General features: G+C 64.0%; 19 protein-coding genes. 10 read left to right on the forward strand and 9 right to left on the reverse strand.

Annotated features, from left to right (window positions below):
• Positions 1-49 precede the first annotated feature (49 nt).
• Positions 50-586 (reverse strand): protease adaptor protein RcdA, encoded by a 537-nt coding sequence (gene rcdA, locus HDIA_RS18400; RefSeq protein ID WP_099557490.1) that lies wholly within the window; start codon positions 584-586, stop codon positions 50-52.
• 884 nt (positions 587-1,470) lie between these two features.
• Here rcdA and HDIA_RS18405 point away from each other — a divergent pair.
• The 5 genes from HDIA_RS18405 (at position 1,471) to HDIA_RS18420 (ending at position 6,062) form a co-directional block, all read left to right on the forward strand.
• Positions 1,471-2,187 carry a DUF1013 domain-containing protein gene (locus HDIA_RS18405; RefSeq protein ID WP_099557491.1) on the forward strand — a complete coding sequence of 239 codons (717 nt, stop codon included), beginning with the start codon at positions 1,471-1,473 and terminating at the stop codon, positions 2,185-2,187.
• A gap of 196 nt (positions 2,188-2,383) precedes the next feature.
• On the forward strand, positions 2,384-2,641 hold the full coding sequence (locus tag HDIA_RS18410) for a DUF6455 family protein (protein WP_099557492.1): 258 nt from the start codon (positions 2,384-2,386) through the stop codon (positions 2,639-2,641).
• Positions 2,642-2,668: 27 nt separating this feature from the next.
• A complete protein-coding gene (locus HDIA_RS25435) occupies positions 2,669-2,839 on the forward strand; it encodes a hypothetical protein (protein WP_157775728.1) in 171 nt (56 codons plus the stop codon).
• A gap of 153 nt (positions 2,840-2,992) precedes the next feature.
• Positions 2,993-4,189 (forward strand): OpgC family protein, encoded by a 1,197-nt coding sequence (locus HDIA_RS18415; RefSeq protein ID WP_157775729.1) that lies wholly within the window; start codon positions 2,993-2,995, stop codon positions 4,187-4,189.
• 244 nt (positions 4,190-4,433) lie between these two features.
• A complete protein-coding gene (locus HDIA_RS18420) occupies positions 4,434-6,062 on the forward strand; it encodes an acyl-CoA synthetase (RefSeq protein WP_099557494.1) in 1,629 nt (542 codons plus the stop codon).
• A gap of 373 nt (positions 6,063-6,435) precedes the next feature.
• Here HDIA_RS18420 and HDIA_RS18425 read toward each other — a convergent pair whose 3' ends face one another.
• Entirely contained in the window at positions 6,436-6,627 is a 192-nt protein-coding gene (locus HDIA_RS18425; protein WP_099557495.1) for a YdcH family protein, read from the reverse strand.
• 695 nt (positions 6,628-7,322) lie between these two features.
• Between HDIA_RS18425 and HDIA_RS18430 the strand changes: the two genes are divergently transcribed.
• The 5 genes from HDIA_RS18430 (at position 7,323) to HDIA_RS18450 (ending at position 10,795) form a co-directional block, all read left to right on the forward strand.
• Entirely contained in the window at positions 7,323-7,529 is a 207-nt protein-coding gene (locus tag HDIA_RS18430; protein ID WP_099557496.1) for a YdcH family protein, read from the forward strand.
• A gap of 171 nt (positions 7,530-7,700) precedes the next feature.
• Positions 7,701-8,201: a 5-(carboxyamino)imidazole ribonucleotide mutase gene (gene purE, locus HDIA_RS18435; protein ID WP_099557497.1), complete on the forward strand. Its 501-nt coding sequence runs from the start codon at positions 7,701-7,703 to the stop codon at positions 8,199-8,201.
• A complete protein-coding gene (locus HDIA_RS18440) occupies positions 8,198-9,280 on the forward strand; it encodes a 5-(carboxyamino)imidazole ribonucleotide synthase (RefSeq protein WP_099557498.1) in 1,083 nt (360 codons plus the stop codon). Before purE ends, HDIA_RS18440 begins: the two co-directional genes overlap by 4 nt.
• A 140-nt stretch (positions 9,281-9,420) precedes the next feature.
• Positions 9,421-9,714, forward strand: coding sequence for a 30S ribosomal protein S21 (gene rpsU / locus HDIA_RS18445; RefSeq protein WP_245883955.1), 294 nt, complete (start codon positions 9,421-9,423; stop codon positions 9,712-9,714).
• A gap of 238 nt (positions 9,715-9,952) precedes the next feature.
• On the forward strand, positions 9,953-10,795 hold the full coding sequence (locus tag HDIA_RS18450) for a tetratricopeptide repeat protein (protein WP_099557500.1): 843 nt from the start codon (positions 9,953-9,955) through the stop codon (positions 10,793-10,795).
• Between the two features lie 127 nt (positions 10,796-10,922).
• Here the strand turns inward: HDIA_RS18450 and HDIA_RS18455 are convergent, their stop codons facing one another.
• From HDIA_RS18455 to HDIA_RS18485, 7 genes are all read right to left on the reverse strand, one after another.
• Positions 10,923-12,320 (reverse strand): NAD(P)(+) transhydrogenase (Re/Si-specific) subunit beta, encoded by a 1,398-nt coding sequence (locus HDIA_RS18455; RefSeq protein ID WP_099557501.1) that lies wholly within the window; start codon positions 12,318-12,320, stop codon positions 10,923-10,925.
• 4 nt (positions 12,321-12,324) lie between these two features.
• A complete protein-coding gene (locus HDIA_RS18460) occupies positions 12,325-12,813 on the reverse strand; it encodes an NAD(P) transhydrogenase subunit alpha part 2 (protein ID WP_099557502.1) in 489 nt (162 codons plus the stop codon).
• A gap of 218 nt (positions 12,814-13,031) precedes the next feature.
• The gene (locus tag HDIA_RS18465; protein WP_099557503.1) at positions 13,032-14,174 is read right to left on the reverse strand and encodes a Re/Si-specific NAD(P)(+) transhydrogenase subunit alpha; all 1,143 of its coding nucleotides are present in this window, start codon (positions 14,172-14,174) and stop codon (positions 13,032-13,034) included.
• Between the two features lie 164 nt (positions 14,175-14,338).
• Complete coding sequence (locus HDIA_RS18470) at positions 14,339-14,470, reverse strand: aa3-type cytochrome c oxidase subunit IV (protein ID WP_099557504.1); 132 nt, start codon at positions 14,468-14,470, stop codon at positions 14,339-14,341.
• A 221-nt stretch (positions 14,471-14,691) separates the two neighbouring features.
• Positions 14,692-15,996, reverse strand: coding sequence for an ABC1 kinase family protein (locus HDIA_RS18475; protein ID WP_099557505.1), 1,305 nt, complete (start codon positions 15,994-15,996; stop codon positions 14,692-14,694).
• A gap of 159 nt (positions 15,997-16,155) precedes the next feature.
• Positions 16,156-16,569: a type II toxin-antitoxin system death-on-curing family toxin gene (locus HDIA_RS18480; RefSeq protein WP_425432904.1), complete on the reverse strand. Its 414-nt coding sequence runs from the start codon at positions 16,567-16,569 to the stop codon at positions 16,156-16,158.
• Positions 16,570-16,584: 15 nt separating this feature from the next.
• Complete coding sequence (locus HDIA_RS18485) at positions 16,585-16,809, reverse strand: AbrB/MazE/SpoVT family DNA-binding domain-containing protein (protein WP_099557506.1); 225 nt, start codon at positions 16,807-16,809, stop codon at positions 16,585-16,587.
• Positions 16,810-16,894 lie beyond the last annotated feature (85 nt).

Here is a 16,894-nt window from a genome sequence, read left to right on the forward strand (position 1 = left end):
GGCCGAAATCGCTCCTGCGACCGGCATGGTCAACCGTTCGGACGGCGGGTCAGTGCTTGTCGAATGCCGATCCGAAGGCGTTCGAAAGCTGCTCCAGCTGTCTCGAAACGGGATTGGACCCCGGCTGGGCGACGGGCGAATAGATCGCATCGTCGAGATAGCGCACCCGCTCCAGAAGGCGGAAAGAGCGCGCGATGAGATCCCTGAGCTCCACCGGCAGTTCCGACCAGTCGGCATGGCGCTCGGCCATGATGCCACTGTCGAGACGGACCTTGGCCTTCTCCTCGCCGGCCTGGGCCTGGCTGATCTCGCCCTCGTTGACCGCCCGCTGCAGCAGCAGCCAGGACGCCATCTGCATCAGACGGGTGGTGAGGCGCATCGATTCCGTGGCGTAGACGAGAGAGGCCGAACGACCCAACTCCCGCGACTGTTCGCGCCCGATACCGTCGAGATAGGCCGCGGTCTCCTCGACCAGCGACATTCCCTCCCGGAACAAATCCCGAAAGGTCTGTGATCCGGCAAACCGTTGCGCGAAGGGAATGGCCTCCGGTTCGCGCCAGTCGACGTCTTTCGTCCTGTCAGTCATTGTTCCAAGCCTTACTCTCGATACTGTTCTGCTGGCCCTCGAACTGAGAATGGACGCCGAATTCAGCCTCCTATTCGGCCCATGTGTTCAAAATGGGTCACTTTCCCGCAGCCCTGGCTCGCGCTCACACCGCATCGCAACGGCCATGCCATGGACAGACAGGATAGCTCCGAAACGCCCCGGCCGTCTTCAAAAACCTTAACGAAAAGTTAACGCCCGTGAACAGGCGCGCGCATGGACGGGCGGATTGGGCGGATCAGGCGGATTGGGGCGGGGAGAACAAAAAAGAGCCGCGACAAGCGCGGCTCAGAGTAGACAGGGAGGCGTCAAATGAGTGACGGGAGCCACTCGAAGATCCAGAAGTCTGGACAAGATGATCAATAACTTAGAAAGGTTAACAAGGCGTAAAACTGCGAAAAATTCCGTGTTAATACGCAGCAAATGACATTGGCATGTTCAAGAGACGAAGTTGAGACGTCCGTCCGGCAACACATGATCCGAAGTTGATGCAAGAGGCAGATCCCAAACAGCTTTCTTGAGAAAGAGGAATCCGGCTGCCGATGCTCTGCAGCGACAGGAGCGACGAGCAGGGAGAATTTCCAGCCGCCGGCGGATCAAGTTGTCCCCGCGCGCCGGGAAGAAATTCGGCCGTGATCTTGTCGCCGTCGACCAGGAATTTCTTTCCCGCTTTCTTGGTCTCGCTGGGTCACCAACGCCGTCATCGGCTCCGCAATCATCCGGACCGAAAGATGTCGCCTCCGCGCCCCTGTTTGAAATTGCGTTTCGCCGCGCATGCCGTTATACAGCGGGCATTCCCCAATTCACGATTGGAACCGCTATCGCCCAGCCGCTGACCCGGCCGGGCCACCTGGAGGACTTTACCCATGGCCAACGCCCCACTGATGCCAAAGGCCACCGCGGTCTGGCTCGTCGAGAACACCGCGTTGTCCTTCGAACAGATCGCCCAGTTCTGCCGACTGCACCCGCTCGAGGTGAAGGCGATCGCGGACGGCGAGGCGGCCCAGGGCATCAAGGGTCTCGACCCCGTCCAGACCGGCCAGCTCACACGCGAGGAAATCGACCTTGCCCAGCGCAATGTCGGTCACAAGCTGCGCCTGGCCGAACCGAAGGTCCGCGTCCCGGAATCCAAGCGCAAGGGACCGCGCTACACGCCCGTCTCGCGCCGCCAGGATCGCCCCAACGCCATTCTCTGGCTGGTTCGCAACCATCCGGAACTGAAGGACGCGCAGATCATGCGCCTCGTCGGCACCACCAAGCCGACCATCGCGCAGATCCGCGACCGCACGCACTGGAATTCGGCGTCGCTGACGCCGATGGACCCGGTGACCCTTGGCCTCTGCTCGCAGATCGAACTCGATCTCGAAGTGGAGAAGGCCGCCAAGAACCTGCCGCCAGCTCCGGTCGAATCGCCCTCGCTTCTGCCCGTCGACGACACGACCTCGACGGACGCCCTCGCCGCCTTCGGTGCCCGCACCGCGCAGCGCGAGGAAGAAGAGGAAGAGATTGACGCCGCGGCCGTCTTCGCCAAGCTCAACGCGATGCAGCAGAAGCCGTCCGAGGACGACGAAGAGGATAACTGATCGGCTCACCGGTCGATGGTCGATGGAAGGCGCGCTGGCAACGGCGCGCCTTTTTTATTGCCCCGACAGGTTTTTTGACCCGCGCCTTCCGCGCCGTGGGCTTTCCGGCTGCGCATTGATCCATGCCAAGGACGGCGGAATTTCTGCATCCTAGTGTGAACGCCGACCTTGAGCGATCCTGCGAAGGAGGAAGGCCATGACAGACCGTCCGAATATCGACACCGCGATCCCCCACCTGATGGGCCGTATGGCCTCCACCCTTGGCATCAACCCGGCCGAGGCATTCGATCCGGCGACCATCGAGGCGGCAGCCGAGCGCTGCACCCACTGCCCTGACGTCGCTGCCTGCCGCGAGTGGCTCGATCTTGCCGCCATCCGGGGCGCCGATCGTCCGCCGGAACTCTGCGCCAACCACGATTTGTTCGAGAAGGCCGGTCAGATCGAAACGATCTGACGAGCGGGCCGAAGAACGCCCGCCGACATGAACGCGGCCCGCCAGGATCGGCAGGCCGCGTTTTTTTGCGCGAACCGGAGATTGGTCGTCGCCCCTCCGAAATCATTCGCCCGCAAGAAAAAATTCTTTCTTGCGGCCAAGTTGCGCCGTATTTTCGACGTGCTTGCACGGAACAATTCAACAGCCTGCGCGTCCTGACAGTGAAAAGTCTTGAACGACGGCGCGGTTGAACCAGCAAAAAAGCACTTCCGAAGGACAATGCGGCGTCCCGGGAAGGTTCGCCCGCATAGGCGGCGACCTCATGCTGGTCCCTGTGATTTGGGCCATGGCCTTTGGGAGGAACTGGGAAAGATGATCAGGCGGCCAGCCGAGCGTGATTTGAGGATCGACTTTTTTCGCGGGATCGCCCTGATAGAAATCTTCGTCAATCACATCCCCGGCAATCTCTTCGAGAAGTTCAGTCACAAGAATTTCGGCATCACCGACGCAGCCGAGGTCTTTGTGTTGCTGGCCGGCGTCTCCGCCGCCTTCGCCTATTTCCCCGCCTTCATGAACGCCAGCCCCTTCATGGCGATCGGCAAGGTCATGAAGCGGGTTGGCACCCTGTACATCGCCCACCTGTCGAACATCGTTGTGGGTTTCGCGCTCTTCTCCAGCTTTGCGGTGTGGTTCGGCACGACATTCCTGCTGACGGAATTCAATCTGCCGCCGATGTTCGCGCAGACGCCGGCGGCGCTCGTCGGGCTGCCGCTCCTCACCTACCAGATCGGCTATTTCAACATCCTGCCGATCTACGTCGCGCTGCTTTCCATGTTGCCGGCCATCCTGTTCCTTGCCGGCGTCAGCCGCCACCTGCTGCTGGCCGTCTCGGTCACGCTCTATCTCGGCGCGCAGATCTTCCAGTTCAACATTCCGACATTCCCGGACAAGGGCTACTGGTTCTTCAACCCCTTCGCCTGGCAGTTCATCTTCACCGCCGGCTTCCTCATCGGCGAGCGGGTGATGCGGACCGGCAAGGGCGTTCCCTACTATGCGCCGCTCTTCTGGGCCTCGCTCGCCTACCTGATTGCCTGCGGCTCCTATGCCTATTTCAACATGTGGGGCACGCTGCCGGCCCTGCCGTTGCCGCTGACCATGGTCGGCAACGACAAGTCCTATGTCAGCTTTCCGCGCCTTGCCCACCTTCTGGCGCTGGCCTATGTGATCGGCCACAGCCCGCTGATGGGCTGGCTGAAGCGCTGGCTGACACCGCAGAACATGCTGGTGCTGATCGGGCGCAACTCGCTTCCCGTCTTCTGGACCGGCACGTTGCTGTCCGTCATCGGGCTGCAGATCCGCTTCATCTACAACGGCTACGACGCGAAGACGCCGATGCCCGAACAGCCCTCCATCTTCTGGCTGGACCTCATCCTCGTCCTCACCGGCATCCTCGTGCAATACGGCGTCGCCGTGCTGATGGACCGGCTCGGGCGCAAACAGCCCGCCCGGCAGCCCGCAGCCGCGAGCACGAGCACGCTTGCCGCCAGCCCGGGCACGGTCGCCGAATAGCCCCGCGCACCCTCGGTTCGCGGGGCCGGCCCGGGGCATCCGGGACCCGCGACACTTTGCCCCAGCGATTCCATTTGGGTAGAATTGCTGATACCGGAAACTCTTGCGCGCAGAAGAGCTTTCTTCGAATGTGATTTATGAGGCGTCTCTAAAAGACGCCACGTTTGCCTCGTCGGCATCGGGGGCCGGGCCGTGCCCGCGGCCGGCCGGAGCAGGCGAACAACAAGATCACAGGGAGAAAGACATGCCGTCTATCTACGAGCAGGATCTCGACCGCAATCCCGCCAATTACCAGCCGCTGACCCCGCTCTCGCTCCTGGCGCGCTCCGCCCTGACCTTCCCGAACCACACGGCGGTCATCCACGGCAAGAGCAAGACCGACTACCGCACCTTCTACGCCCGCTGCCGCAAGCTTGCCTCCGCCCTCGCGGCCCGGGGCATCAGCAAGGGCGACACCGTGTCGGTGATGCTGGCGAACACCCCGGCCATGCTCGAATGCCACTACGGCGTTCCCATGATCGGCGCGGTGCTCAACACGCTCAACACCCGCCTCGACGCCGCGATCATCGCCTTCTCGATGGACCACGCCGAGACCAAGGTGCTGATCACCGACAAGGAGTTCTCCAAGACCATCAAGGCCGCGCTGGCCGAGGCCAAGGTCAAGCCGCTGGTCATCGACTTCGACGATCCGGAATTCGCCGTGGAGGGCGAGCGGCTCGGCGAGATCGAATACGAGGAGTTCATCAAGGACGGCGACCCGGAGTTCGAGTGGCGCATGCCCGATGACGAGTGGGAAAGCATCTCGCTCAACTACACCTCGGGGACGACGGGCAATCCGAAGGGCGTCGTCTATCACCACCGCGGCGCGGCGCTGATGTGCTACGCCAACGTGCTGGCCTGCTCCCTGCCCCGCCATCCGGTCTATCTGTGGACCCTGCCGATGTTCCACTGCAACGGCTGGTGCTTCCCCTGGACGCTGTCCGCCGTCGCGGGAACGCATGTGTGCCTGCGCTGGGTCCGGGCCTCCGCGATGTATGAGGCGATCGCCGAGCATGGCGTCACCCATCTCTGCGGCGCGCCGATCGTCATGAGCCTGCTGCTCAATGCCCCCGCTGCCGAGAAGAAGACCTTCGACCGCGTCATCAAGTTCCTGACGGCCGCCGCCCCACCGCCCGAGGCGGTCCTGGCCGGCATGGCCGAGGCCGGCTTCGAGGTGACCCATCTCTATGGCCTGACCGAAACCTACGGCCCCGCCGTCGTCAACGAGTGGAAGGAGGACTGGGACGCGCTGAACTCAGCCGAACGCGCCACGAAGAAGGCCCGTCAGGGCGTGCGCTACCAGGCGCTGGAGGATCTGACCGTCATGGATCCCCAGACGATGACCCGCGTGCCGGCCGACGGCGAGACAATGGGCGAGGTCATGTTCCGCGGCAACGTGGTGATGAAGGGCTATCTGCTCAACCCCAAGGCCACCAAGGATGCCTTTGCCGGCGGCTGGTTCCACTCCGGCGACCTCGGCGTCCTGCACCCCGACGGCTATATCCAGCTCAAGGATCGCTCCAAGGACATCATCATCTCCGGCGGCGAGAACATCTCGTCCATCGAGGTGGAGGATGCGATCTACAAGCATCCGGCGGTGCAGGCGGTGGCTGTCGTCGCCAAGGACGACGAGAAATGGGGCGAAACGCCCTGCGCTTTCATCGAGGTCAAACCCGGCATGGAGCTGACGTCGGACGAAGTGCAGGCCTGGTGCCGCGAACGGCTGGCTCACTACAAGTGCCCGCGTCATGTCGTCTTCGACGAACTGCCGAAGACCTCGACCGGCAAGATCCAGAAGTTCGTCCTGCGCGAACGGACACGGCAGGTGGCCTGAGATCCGGCTTCCGGGAAAGGACATCGGGGTCCCGGAAACAAGGGGACCTCACGCAAAGGAACCTCACGCAAAAGGGGCGCCGGATCGATCCGGCGCCCCTCGTTCATTCGGCCCGTCTCCGGCTGTTCGTCTCCGGCTGCCTATGCCTGGCTTGCCGTCACCGGCACGCCGTCCGGACACCGCCGGCTCGACAAAAAAACACCACGGGTCCGCCGACCCGTGGTGTCTGCGCCCATACGGGGCGCCGTGAGAACAATGAACGAAATTCCAGGGGGTGAACGGGGCTTCAAACGTCTCCGACGCGCAGTCAGAACACCGGAAACTTTGCCGCTGTCATCGCCAGCCCTGCCTCCCGATCGGCCTCCGGCAAGGCTCAGTGCAGAGCGGTACGTACGCTCACACCGCTCAGAAGCTTGGAGATTTCATCTTTGAGATGCAACTTCCGACGCTTGAGATCTCTTATCTTGACTTCGTCAACGCTTGGATGGTGGACAACATCTTCAAGCTGTCTCTCGAGAGCCGCGTGGCGGCGTTCAAGTTCCTCGATATGAGACTGTAGCGACATCCGTGCCTCCTTCCTGCATGGAGCGGTAGCGATCTCCGCTCTCGTGACAAGGCATGTAGTGTCGCACAATAAATGTGGCATGAATAGGGTGCTTCAGAAGTTTTGTCTTTCAATTGTCTTAAACAATCAAAGTCTAATCGAAATATATTAAAGAATATAAACCAATTGTTGCCAGGCGATCTTTGAAGATCACCCGGCTTCTCCGGCATGGTCAGGAAGGCCGCCCGGCCGATCGGTCCGCCGCAAATGGCGATGGCCGGACCGCCGCATCCCCGAGCCTTCCAAACCCTGGAATGGCATTCGAAACCAAGCCTTTTGGGATGATGGGCACGACAGGAGATGACGTCAATATGTCCGCCAAGTTGCCGGAAACCCCAACATCACATTCTACCGGGAGCTTGTTTCCCGCCCAAAATCAGGGACGGAAACAAGCGCTTGAAATGCATGGCTAACTTTTCGCCGACGAAGGACCGCCGGGCGCGCCGCAATCATTTCAAATCCCGCAAACTGCATAAAATTCGCCCATTCACCACTGCGCCCAAATTTTTCGCAACCGCTTGTGAAGACGCTTCAATTCACGATACCCTTCGTGGAAATTTGCTATATTGTCCGACGGGTTTTCTTCCGGCCGCAGGGCCGGAGGGTCGCAGGCGGTCGACACGACCCTTGATGTGGCAATTTTGGGAACGGCCCATATGAACGAAATCGACGAACAGGACGTTCGCATCGAGCTGGCTCGTCTTCGACAGGAACATCGGGACCTGGATGCTGCCATCGATGCCATGCTCCAGCTCGGCGCGATCGATACCCTTCAGATTCAGCGCCTCAAGAAGAGAAAGCTTTCGCTGAAGGACCGCATCAGCTTCCTCGAGGACCAGATTCTCCCCGACATCATCGCCTGAGACGGAAAGCGGCAGCGCTTGGCGCCGATCGTCCGCGGCCCGGTTTTCATCATCCCGGATTTGCTCTATAGCGAGGCCTTCTGGCATCGGACCCGGCCCTGTGGTCGGCCGCCCCCACGGGCCTGATGCCGTTTGCCAACACGCCTGAGCCTTGCCGGAACACCTACATCGATGAGTGAGACCCCTGTCGCCATTATCATGGGAAGCCAGTCCGACTGGGCGACCATGAAGCACGCCGCCCTGACGCTGGACGCCCTCGGGATCGGCCACGCCGACAGGATCGTCTCGGCGCACCGCACGCCGGACCGTCTGGTGGACTTCGCCAAATCCGCCAGGGACGCCGGCTTCAAGGTCATCATCGCCGGTGCCGGCGGCGCGGCGCACCTGCCCGGCATGACGGCCTCGATGACCCCCCTGCCGGTCTTCGGCGTTCCCGTCGAGAGCAAGGCTCTGAGCGGCAAGGACAGCCTCCTCTCCATCGTCCAGATGCCCGGCGGCATTCCGGTCGGAACGCTCGCGATCGGCAAGCCCGGCGCGATCAACGCCGCCCTTCTCGCCGCTGCCGTGCTGGCGCTGGGCGATGCGGAGCTTGCCGCGCGCCTCGACGCTTACCGCGCCCGCCAGACCGACGCCGTCGCGCTCGAGCCTGTCGACGAGGAGCCCGCAAAGTGAGTCCAGCACCGCTTGCGCCCGGCGCCGTGATCGGCATTCTCGGCGGCGGCCAGCTCGGCCGCATGATCGCCCTTGCCGCCGCCCGCCTCGGCTTCGACTGCCATGTCTATTGCCCCGAGCCGGACAGCCCCGCCTTCCGCGTCGCCGCAAGGCATACGGTGGCGGCCTATGACGACGTCGAGGCGCTCGCCGCCTTCGCCGCCGACGTCGATGTCGTCACCTACGAATTCGAGAACGTGCCGGCCGAGACCGCCCATCTGATCGCCGCGAGGAGGCCGCTCTACCCCGATGCGCGGGCGCTGGCGATCACGCAGGACCGTCTTGCCGAGAAGACGTTTCTCTCCGAGACGGGCATCGCGGTCGCCCCCTTCGCCACGGTCGACACGGCGGCGGACATCGAGGCGGCAATCGCCGGCACCGGCCTGCCGGCGATCATCAAGACGCGCCGCTTCGGCTACGACGGCAAGGGGCAGGCCCGCGTCGAGACGGCCGGCGACATTGCGCAGGCGCTGAAGCGCTTCGGCGGCAATCTCATCCTGGAAGGCTTCGTTCCCTTCGCGATGGAGGTCTCGGCCATCGTCGTGCGCGGCCGCGACGGCATGGCCGACGTCTACGACATCGGCGAGAACCGCCACGCCAACCACATTCTCGATGAGACAATCGTGCCCGCGCCGATCGATCCGGCGACCGCCGAGGCCGCGCGCGAACTCGGCCTTTCGATCGCCAGGGCACTCGACTACATCGGCGTCCTCGGCGTCGAGATGTTCCTCGTGCGCGACAAGGACGGCGAGCGCATCGTCGTCAACGAGCTTGCCCCGCGCGTTCACAACTCCGGCCACTGGACGGAAGACGCGGCGCTGACCTCGCAGTTCGAGAATCATGTCCGCGCCATTGCCGGCTGGCCGATTGGCTCCACTGAGCGCCTTGCCGGCGTCACGATGAAGAATCTCATTGGCGAGGAGGCGAACGACGCGCTGTCGATCGTCGCCGATCCGCAGGCACGGCTTCATCTCTACGGCAAGCGGGAGGCAAGGCCGGGGCGCAAGATGGGCCACGTCAACCGGCTGACACGCCTATAGGAAGGCCGCAGGAACGGCAGGGCCGGACATCGCTGGCGCTCTCCCCGCTCAAAACCTCGGGAGACCTTGCGATTTTTCCAGCTTTGCCGGTGGACACTGTCCGGCTCTTCTGGTAAATCGCTCCCACTCGATTGGTACCCATGGTACCGAACGGTGGTTTCCACCGCTTATCCCCGCCGGGACAATCATTCGAATTCACGGGAAGGTTACGCGTGCAGGTACTCGTTCGCGACAACAATGTTGATCAGGCTCTCAAGGCGCTCAAGAAGAAGATGCAGCGCGAGGGTATTTTCCGCGAGATGAAGCTTCGCGATCACTACGAGAAGCCCTCGGAGAAGCGTGCGCGCGAGAAGGCCGAGGCCGTCCGCCGCGCCCGCAAGCTGGCGCGCAAGCGGGCCCAGCGCGAAGGCCTGCTCCCGGGCAAGGGCCGCTGAGCCGTCCTGCCTGCCGGCTTCGTTGATCGTCAGACACTGCGATAGCGGAGGCGACCGTCAAGGCGGTCGTCTCTTTTTGCGCGTGCGCAAGCTGGCGCGCGTCTCGACCGGACCCGACCGCGAAACTTGGCATTTTGGCCCGGATTCGGATATTTTGTCTGATAAGACAGACGAAACAAAGGGAACCGGCAAGGCTTGGGCCAGGCCTTGCCGCACAGTTCCGAGGGCACGGATTGGAATGATGCAGCGCTTTTCCCGCGGATTGACAGCCTCTCTTCTTCTCGGTGCCTCGCTGGCCCTTTCGGGCTGCGTCAGCGGTGGCTCCGACCAGACGGCCGATCTTGAGCGGGTCACGCTCAATCCCAATGCCGCCTCGCCGGAGAATATCTCGTCCCTGTCGGAAGTGATCGCGCGCAATCCACAGGATGCCAGCGCCTACAACATCCGCGGCTCGGCCTACGGGCAGGCGGGGCGCTACCGGGAAGCGATCCAGGATTTCTCCACGGCGATCCAGCTCAATCCGAATCTCTATCAGGCCTACGCCAACCGCGGCCTCGTCTATCGCCGCATCGGCCAGCCGCAGAAGGCCCTGGCCGACTACAACGCGGCGATCCAGATCAACCCGCAATATGGCTCGGCCTATCGCCAGCGCGGCTCGATCTACCGCCAGCTCGGCCAGACGCAGTTGGCCCTGCAGGATTTCAACACCGCGATCTCGATCTCGTCGTCCGATGCCGGCGCCTATTACAATCGCGCGCTGATCTATCAGGCGCAGGGCCAGCATGACATCGCGATCTCCGAGTTCACCACCGCGATGGCGCTCGATCCCAACCTGCCGGACGCCTTCAACGGCCGCGGGCAGAGCGAGCTTGCGCTCGGCCGCGACAAGGAAGCCCTGCAGGACTTTGCCGCAGCCGTGAACCGCAACAAGAACTCCGCCGTCTTCTGGACCAACCTCGGCATCGCCCAGATTCGTCTCGGCCAGCAGAAGGAGGGCCTTGCCTCCGTGCGGCGCGGTGCAGCCCTCGATCCGAAATACCGGCCGGCCCAGGACGCCTTGAGCCAGTTCGGCGCCGGCTGATCCGGCCGGGCAGCGCCCCCTTCAGGTCATCCCATAAAAAAGGGACCGGAGCTTTCGCACCGGTCCCTTTTTTATGTCGTGAGAAGGCTCCGCCCCTTCCGAGGAAGGGGACGGTCCCTCTGTTCTCTCACTCGAGGTTCTTGATGATGTTCTCGACCATTTTCTTGGCGTCGGCGAAGAGCATCATGGTGTTGTCGCGGAAGAAGAGCTCGTTCTCGACGCCGGCATAGCCCGATCCCATGCCGCGCTTGATGAACAGCACGGTCTTGGCCTTGTCGACGTCGAGGATCGGCATGCCGTAGATGGCCGAGGTCGGGTCGGTCTTGGCCGCCGGGTTGGTGACGTCGTTGGCGCCGATGACGAAGGCAACGTCGGCCTGGGCGAACTCGGAGTTGATGTCTTCCAGCTCGAACACCTCGTCATAGGGCACGTTCGCTTCTGCCAGCAGCACGTTCATGTGCCCGGGCATGCGGCCGGCGACCGGGTGGATGGCGTATTTGACCTCGACGCCCTCCTCCTTGAGCTTGTCGGCCATCTCGCGCAGCGCATGCTGGGCCTGGGCGACCGCCATGCCGTAGCCCGGCACGATGATCACCTTGCCGGCGTTCTTCATGATGAAGGCCGCATCCTCCGCCGAGCCCTGCTTGACCGGCCGGGTCTCCACCGCGCCGCCCGCCGGGCCCGCCGTCTCGCCGCCGAAGCCGCCGAGGATGACCGAGATGAACGACCGGTTCATGCCCTTGCACATGATGTAGGAGAGGATCGCGCCCGACGAGCCGACGAGGGCGCCGGTGATGATCAGCGCCGTGTTGCCGAGCGTGAAGCCGATGCCGGCCGCCGCCCAGCCCGAGTAGCTGTTCAGCATCGAGACGACGACGGGCATGTCCGCGCCGCCGATCGGGATGATGATCAGGATGCCGAGCGCCAGCGCCGCCAGCGTGATCAGCCAGAAGACGGCGTGGCTCTCGGTGTTGACCAGCACGACGATCAGGATGACGAGGGCGGCGGCGAGCGCGATGTTGATCACGTGCCGGCCGGGCAGCATGATCGGCTTGCCGGACATCCGCCCGTCGAGCTTCAGGAAGGCGATGACCGAGCCGGTGAAGGTGATCGCGCCGATGGCGACACCGAGGCTCATCTCGACCAGCGCCTGGCCGTGGATCGAGCCGACCTCGCCGATGCCGAGCGCCGAGGGGGCGTAGAGCGCGCCGGCCGCCACCATCACCGCGGCAAGGCCGACGAGCGAGTGGAAGGCCGCGACCAGCTGCGGCATCGCCGTCATGGCGATCTTGCGGGCGATGACCGCGCCGGCGCCGCCGCCGATGGCGAGCGCGATCACGATCAGCGCGATCGAGCCGACGGAGAGATGGATGCCGGCCAGCGTCGTGAGGATCGCGATCCCCATGCCGACCATGCCGTAGAGGTTGCCCTTGCGCGAGGTCACGGGGCTGGAAAGCCCCCTCAGCGCCATGATGAACAGAACAGCAGAGACGAGATAAAGGCTCGCCATCACATTCGCGGACATCGCCTTATCCCTTCTTCTTGTACATCGCCAGCATCCGGCTGGTGACCAGGAAGCCGCCGAAGATGTTCACCGCCGCAAGGATCACGGCGACGAAGCCGAAGCCGCGCGCCATGCCCGCCGACGCCGACGTCGACAGATCGACGCCCACCGCCAGCAGCGCGCCGACGATGATCACCGACGAGATCGCGTTGGTGACGCTCATCAGCGGCGTGTGGAGGGCCGGCGTCACCGACCAGACCACGTAGTAGCCGACGAAGATCGCGAGCACGAAGATCGACAGGCGGAAGACGAAGGGATCGATCGCGCCCCCGCTCATGGAATGGACGGCCGCGCCGATGCCGTCGTCGAGGCCGTTATGCGCGGCGCCCGCAAGCTGGTCCACGATGGAGCCGGCGGCTTTGGCCGCCTCGGCGGCCTGGTCGGCGGCAAGCCGGGCCGCCTCCGCCGCCGCCCGGGCGCGCTCCAGCGCCTCGTCGGGTGAAAGTGTTGCCATGGTCGTTGTCCCCTTGGATCAGTCGCGGGGTCCGTGCCCCGCGCGAGGTTCGGTTGGCCTCATGGGATAGGAAAATCGGAAAGCACGCGCCGTGCGGCAGCCGAGAATGGCAAGACTGCCGGAAGCCCCCTCCCCGAGGAAGATGGCCGCCCGGCAAGACCCGCCGAGGGGGCCGGGCGCCGAAGCCGGCGCCCCCGCCTCCTTGCCTAGAAGGCCCCTTACGCGGCCTCTTTCGGCGCAAACGCCGGATGTACCACCGCGCCGTCGCGCGTCAGCACCGTCGCCTTCACCAGTTCGTCCTCGTAGTCGACCTTGAGCGCCTTGGCCTCCTTGTCGACCAGCGTCTCCACGAAGGCGTAGAGGTTCTTGGCATAGAGCTGCGAGGCCGTCGCCGCGATGCGGCCCGCCACGTTCCTGTGGCCGACGATCTTCACCGCCCCGATCTCGACGATCTCGCCGGCGACCGCGCCTTCCACGTTGCCGCCGCGCTCCACCGCCAGATCCACCAGCACCGAGCCCGGCCGCATGGAGGCGAGCATCTCGGCCGTCACCAGCCGCGGCGCCTGCCGGCCCGGGATCAGCGCCGTGGTGATCACGACGTCCTGCTTCTTGATGTGTTCGGCAACGAGGGCGGCCTGCTTGGCCTGATACTCGGCCGACATCGGCTTGGCGTAGCCCGCCGCCGTCTCGGCCTGCTTGAACTCCTCGTCCTCGACCGCGATGAACTTGCCGCCGAGCGACTCCACCTGCTCCTTGGAGGCCGGCCGCACGTCGGTGGCCGACACCACCGCGCCGAGGCGCTTGGCGGTCGCGATCGCCTGCAGGCCGGCAACGCCCGCGCCCATCACGAAGACGCGCGCCGCCGGCACCGTGCCCGCCGCCGTCATCATCATCGGGAAGGCCCGGTCGTAGACCTCGGCCGCGTCGATCACCGCCTGGTAGCCGGCAAGGTTGGCCTGGGACGACAGAACGTCCATCACCTGCGCGCGAGTGATGCGCGGCATGAACTCCATCGCCACCGCGACGAGCCCGGCCTCCGCCATCGCCTTGACCGCGTCCTCGTGGCCATAGGGGTCCATGGTGGCGATCACCAGCGCGCCCTTCGGGATCAGGCCAAGCTCTTCCGCCTCGGGACGGCGCACCTTCAGCACCACGTCGGCGCCGGCATAGGTGTCCGCCGCCGAGCCGGCGATCTTCGCCCCCGCCGCCTCATACTCGCCGTCCGGTATCCGCGACAGCGCACCGGCGCCCGTCTCCACAACCACCTCGGCACCAAGGCCGACATAACGCTTCACAACATCCGGAACCACCGCAACGCGGCCCTCGCCAGATGCAACCTCTTTAGGGACGGCAATTCGCATTACCAAAACCTCCAAACGGTAGATCCCTTGACCTCGCTGACAGGCAAGGTGGTTTCAGGCGAGCAAAACCCGCCAGTCCGCCGGGGTGGGTCAGACCGAAATGTCAGATCAAAGCTGCTCAGCAAGATTGACAGTCGGGCGCGACGCCGGCCCCGCCATCGAAATCAGAGGAGGAAAACAGCCATCAGAACCAGAATGACCACGACAGCCGCCGTGCCGTATTTCACCATATGGATGAAATTGGCATAGGTCTTCTCATGGGCGTCATAGTCCATCGCGCTGGTATGCTCAGCCATTCCCGTTCCTCCACGTTCCTCCGGAAAGCGGCGGCATTGGCCGGCACGACTTTCCTCTCCTCCGCACCGGCTTGTCGCCGGTCCTTGTCTCGATAGCCTGCCGCCCGCATGCCGGCAAGGCACCGGAATGCCGCGGCACTCGCTACGGCCTCGCTTTATGACAAAATCGAGGCCGGCCCGCAATGGTATACCAGACCTTCATTCGTCGAAGACGCCTTCGCTCAAAGCCCCGCGACCTCGAGCGCCCGCTGCTGCCTGGCGGCGAGATCCTCGATGCGGAACCCCTCGATCGCCTCATTGAACAGCGTGTGGAAATTGAGCTCGGCGGCAAGGTGAAGAAAGACCGCGCCAAGACCGATGGCGGCCCGGTCCATGAAGACGAACTCGCGCGGCACCCGCACCGGCCCCTCCTCCTTCAGGGCCTGATGCACCCGAAAAGCTTCCTTGCGGCCATAAGCGCCAGGGCTGACGCCGTCGGCAATCGTGCGCACCCGGTCGTCGAGCAGCGGTCCGTAGATGAAGCGCGCCCAGATGTTGAGGATTTCGACGAGCCGCTTCGTCAGGCCCTTGAAGCCCCAGGTCTCGTAGGCGGACACGATGCGCGCCTCGTCGTCTTCCTGGAGCCCGCGGTAAAGCTCGACGACCCCGGCGACGAAGGACGGCGGAAAGATGCGCACGCAGCCGTAGTCGAGCAGGTTGATTCCCTCAGGCCGGCCGTCCTCCTCGAAGGCGCTGTAGTTGCCGAGATGCGGATCGCCATGGATCACGCCATGACCGGCGAAGGGATGCCACCAGGCGGTGAACATCGCCTTGGCGATCCGGTTGCGGTCCTCCAGCGAGGCGGTCTTGTAGTCGAGCAGCCGCCGCCCCTCCAGCCAGCCCATGGTCAGGAGACGGCGGGTGGACAATTCCCTGTGGACAGACGGCACGCGGACCAGCGGCTGGCCCGACAGCATGGCCGCGTAGAGCGCGGCGTGACGTGCCTCGCGCTCATAATCGAGTTCCTCGCGGATCCGCTCCGAGATCTCCTGCCGGATCTCGGTCGTGTCGATCACGGCGCCCATGCGCCGGTGCAGCGAGAAGATGAGATCGAGCTGCGAAAGATCGGCCTCCACGGCCGAGGCCATGTCGGGATACTGCAGCTTCACCGCAAGCGCCTCGCCCTTGAGGCTGACGGCCTTGTGGACCTGCCCGAGCGAGGCGGCGTGCGCCGGCTGGCGATCGAAGCTCTTGAACCGCCTTTCCCAGCCGAGGCCGAGTTCGGCGGTCATCCGGCGCTTGACGAAGGCCGGGCCCATCGGCGGGGCGTTGGACTGAAGCTGGGAAAGTTCCTCGGCATATTCGGGCGGCAGCACGTCGGGCACGGTGGCAAGCAGTTGCGCCACCTTCATCAGCGGTCCCTTGAGATTGCCGAGAGTGGCCGCAAGCGAGGCCGCCGAATTGGCATCGTCCCGGCCGAGCAGGCGATTGGCGCCGATCTTCGCGGCCACGCCGCCGATATTGGTGCCGACGCGCGCATAGCGCATGGCCCGCGCGGACAACCGGTTGCGTTCGTCGTCGGATGAGGATGGCAAGGGGGATCACGCTCCGCCAGAACTGAAACAGTGACCTCTAGATAGGAGAGTCGGAGCCAAATGTCTCGCGGCCGGAATGTCCATGCGCGCGGCAGGGCCAAGGGCACGCCATCACCCCGGCCCGGCGCCGCCGAGCCGGTCCCGGATCCAGCGGGCAAGCCCCTCTTCCTCGACCTCGCCGGCGGCAAGGGACAGGATGATGGCGGCGGCATCCGCCTCAGGCGCGAGGAAATCAAACCCGTTCAGCCCCAGAAAGACGATGAGTGACAGGAATGCCGCCCGCTTGTTGCCATCCACGAATGGGTGATTGCGGGCAATGCCGAAGGCATAGGCAGCCGCCAAATCCGCCAAATCTCCGCCTTGATAAGCAAAGCGGTTGAGCGGCCGCCCGAGAGCGGATTCCAAGGCCCCTGCATCGCGCAGACCAGAAGGCCCGCCAAAAATGGCGAGTTGCTCGTCGTGGATGGCTTCGACGATTTCGCGCGTCAGCCACACCGGCTCGGGAATAGCGGTGGTCTCCGACATGCGACAGCAACCGAACTACTTGGCAAGTTCGCGAAGCGTGTTGCTATAGGTCTTCATCGCCTTGCGGGCGATCTCCATGGCCTTGTCGAAGGTCGGGTCGGCTGGCGAAAGCCTGACGCCGCCATCCGGTGTCTTGCTGACGAAGACCGTGTCCCCTTGTTCGAGACCGAGTTCCACCAGCAATTCCTTCGGCAGGATGACGCCGGTCGAGTTGCCGATCTTCTTCAGTTCCAGCTTCATGACGTGCCTCTCCATCAACGTTATACGAAATGTATAACGTGAAGGTCGGCGCAACAAGCAAGGCCTCGAAAGAGAAGGGAGCCGC

It is taken from the genome of Hartmannibacter diazotrophicus (assembly GCF_900231165.1).
Lineage (GTDB): Bacteria > Pseudomonadota > Alphaproteobacteria > Rhizobiales > Pleomorphomonadaceae > Hartmannibacter > Hartmannibacter diazotrophicus.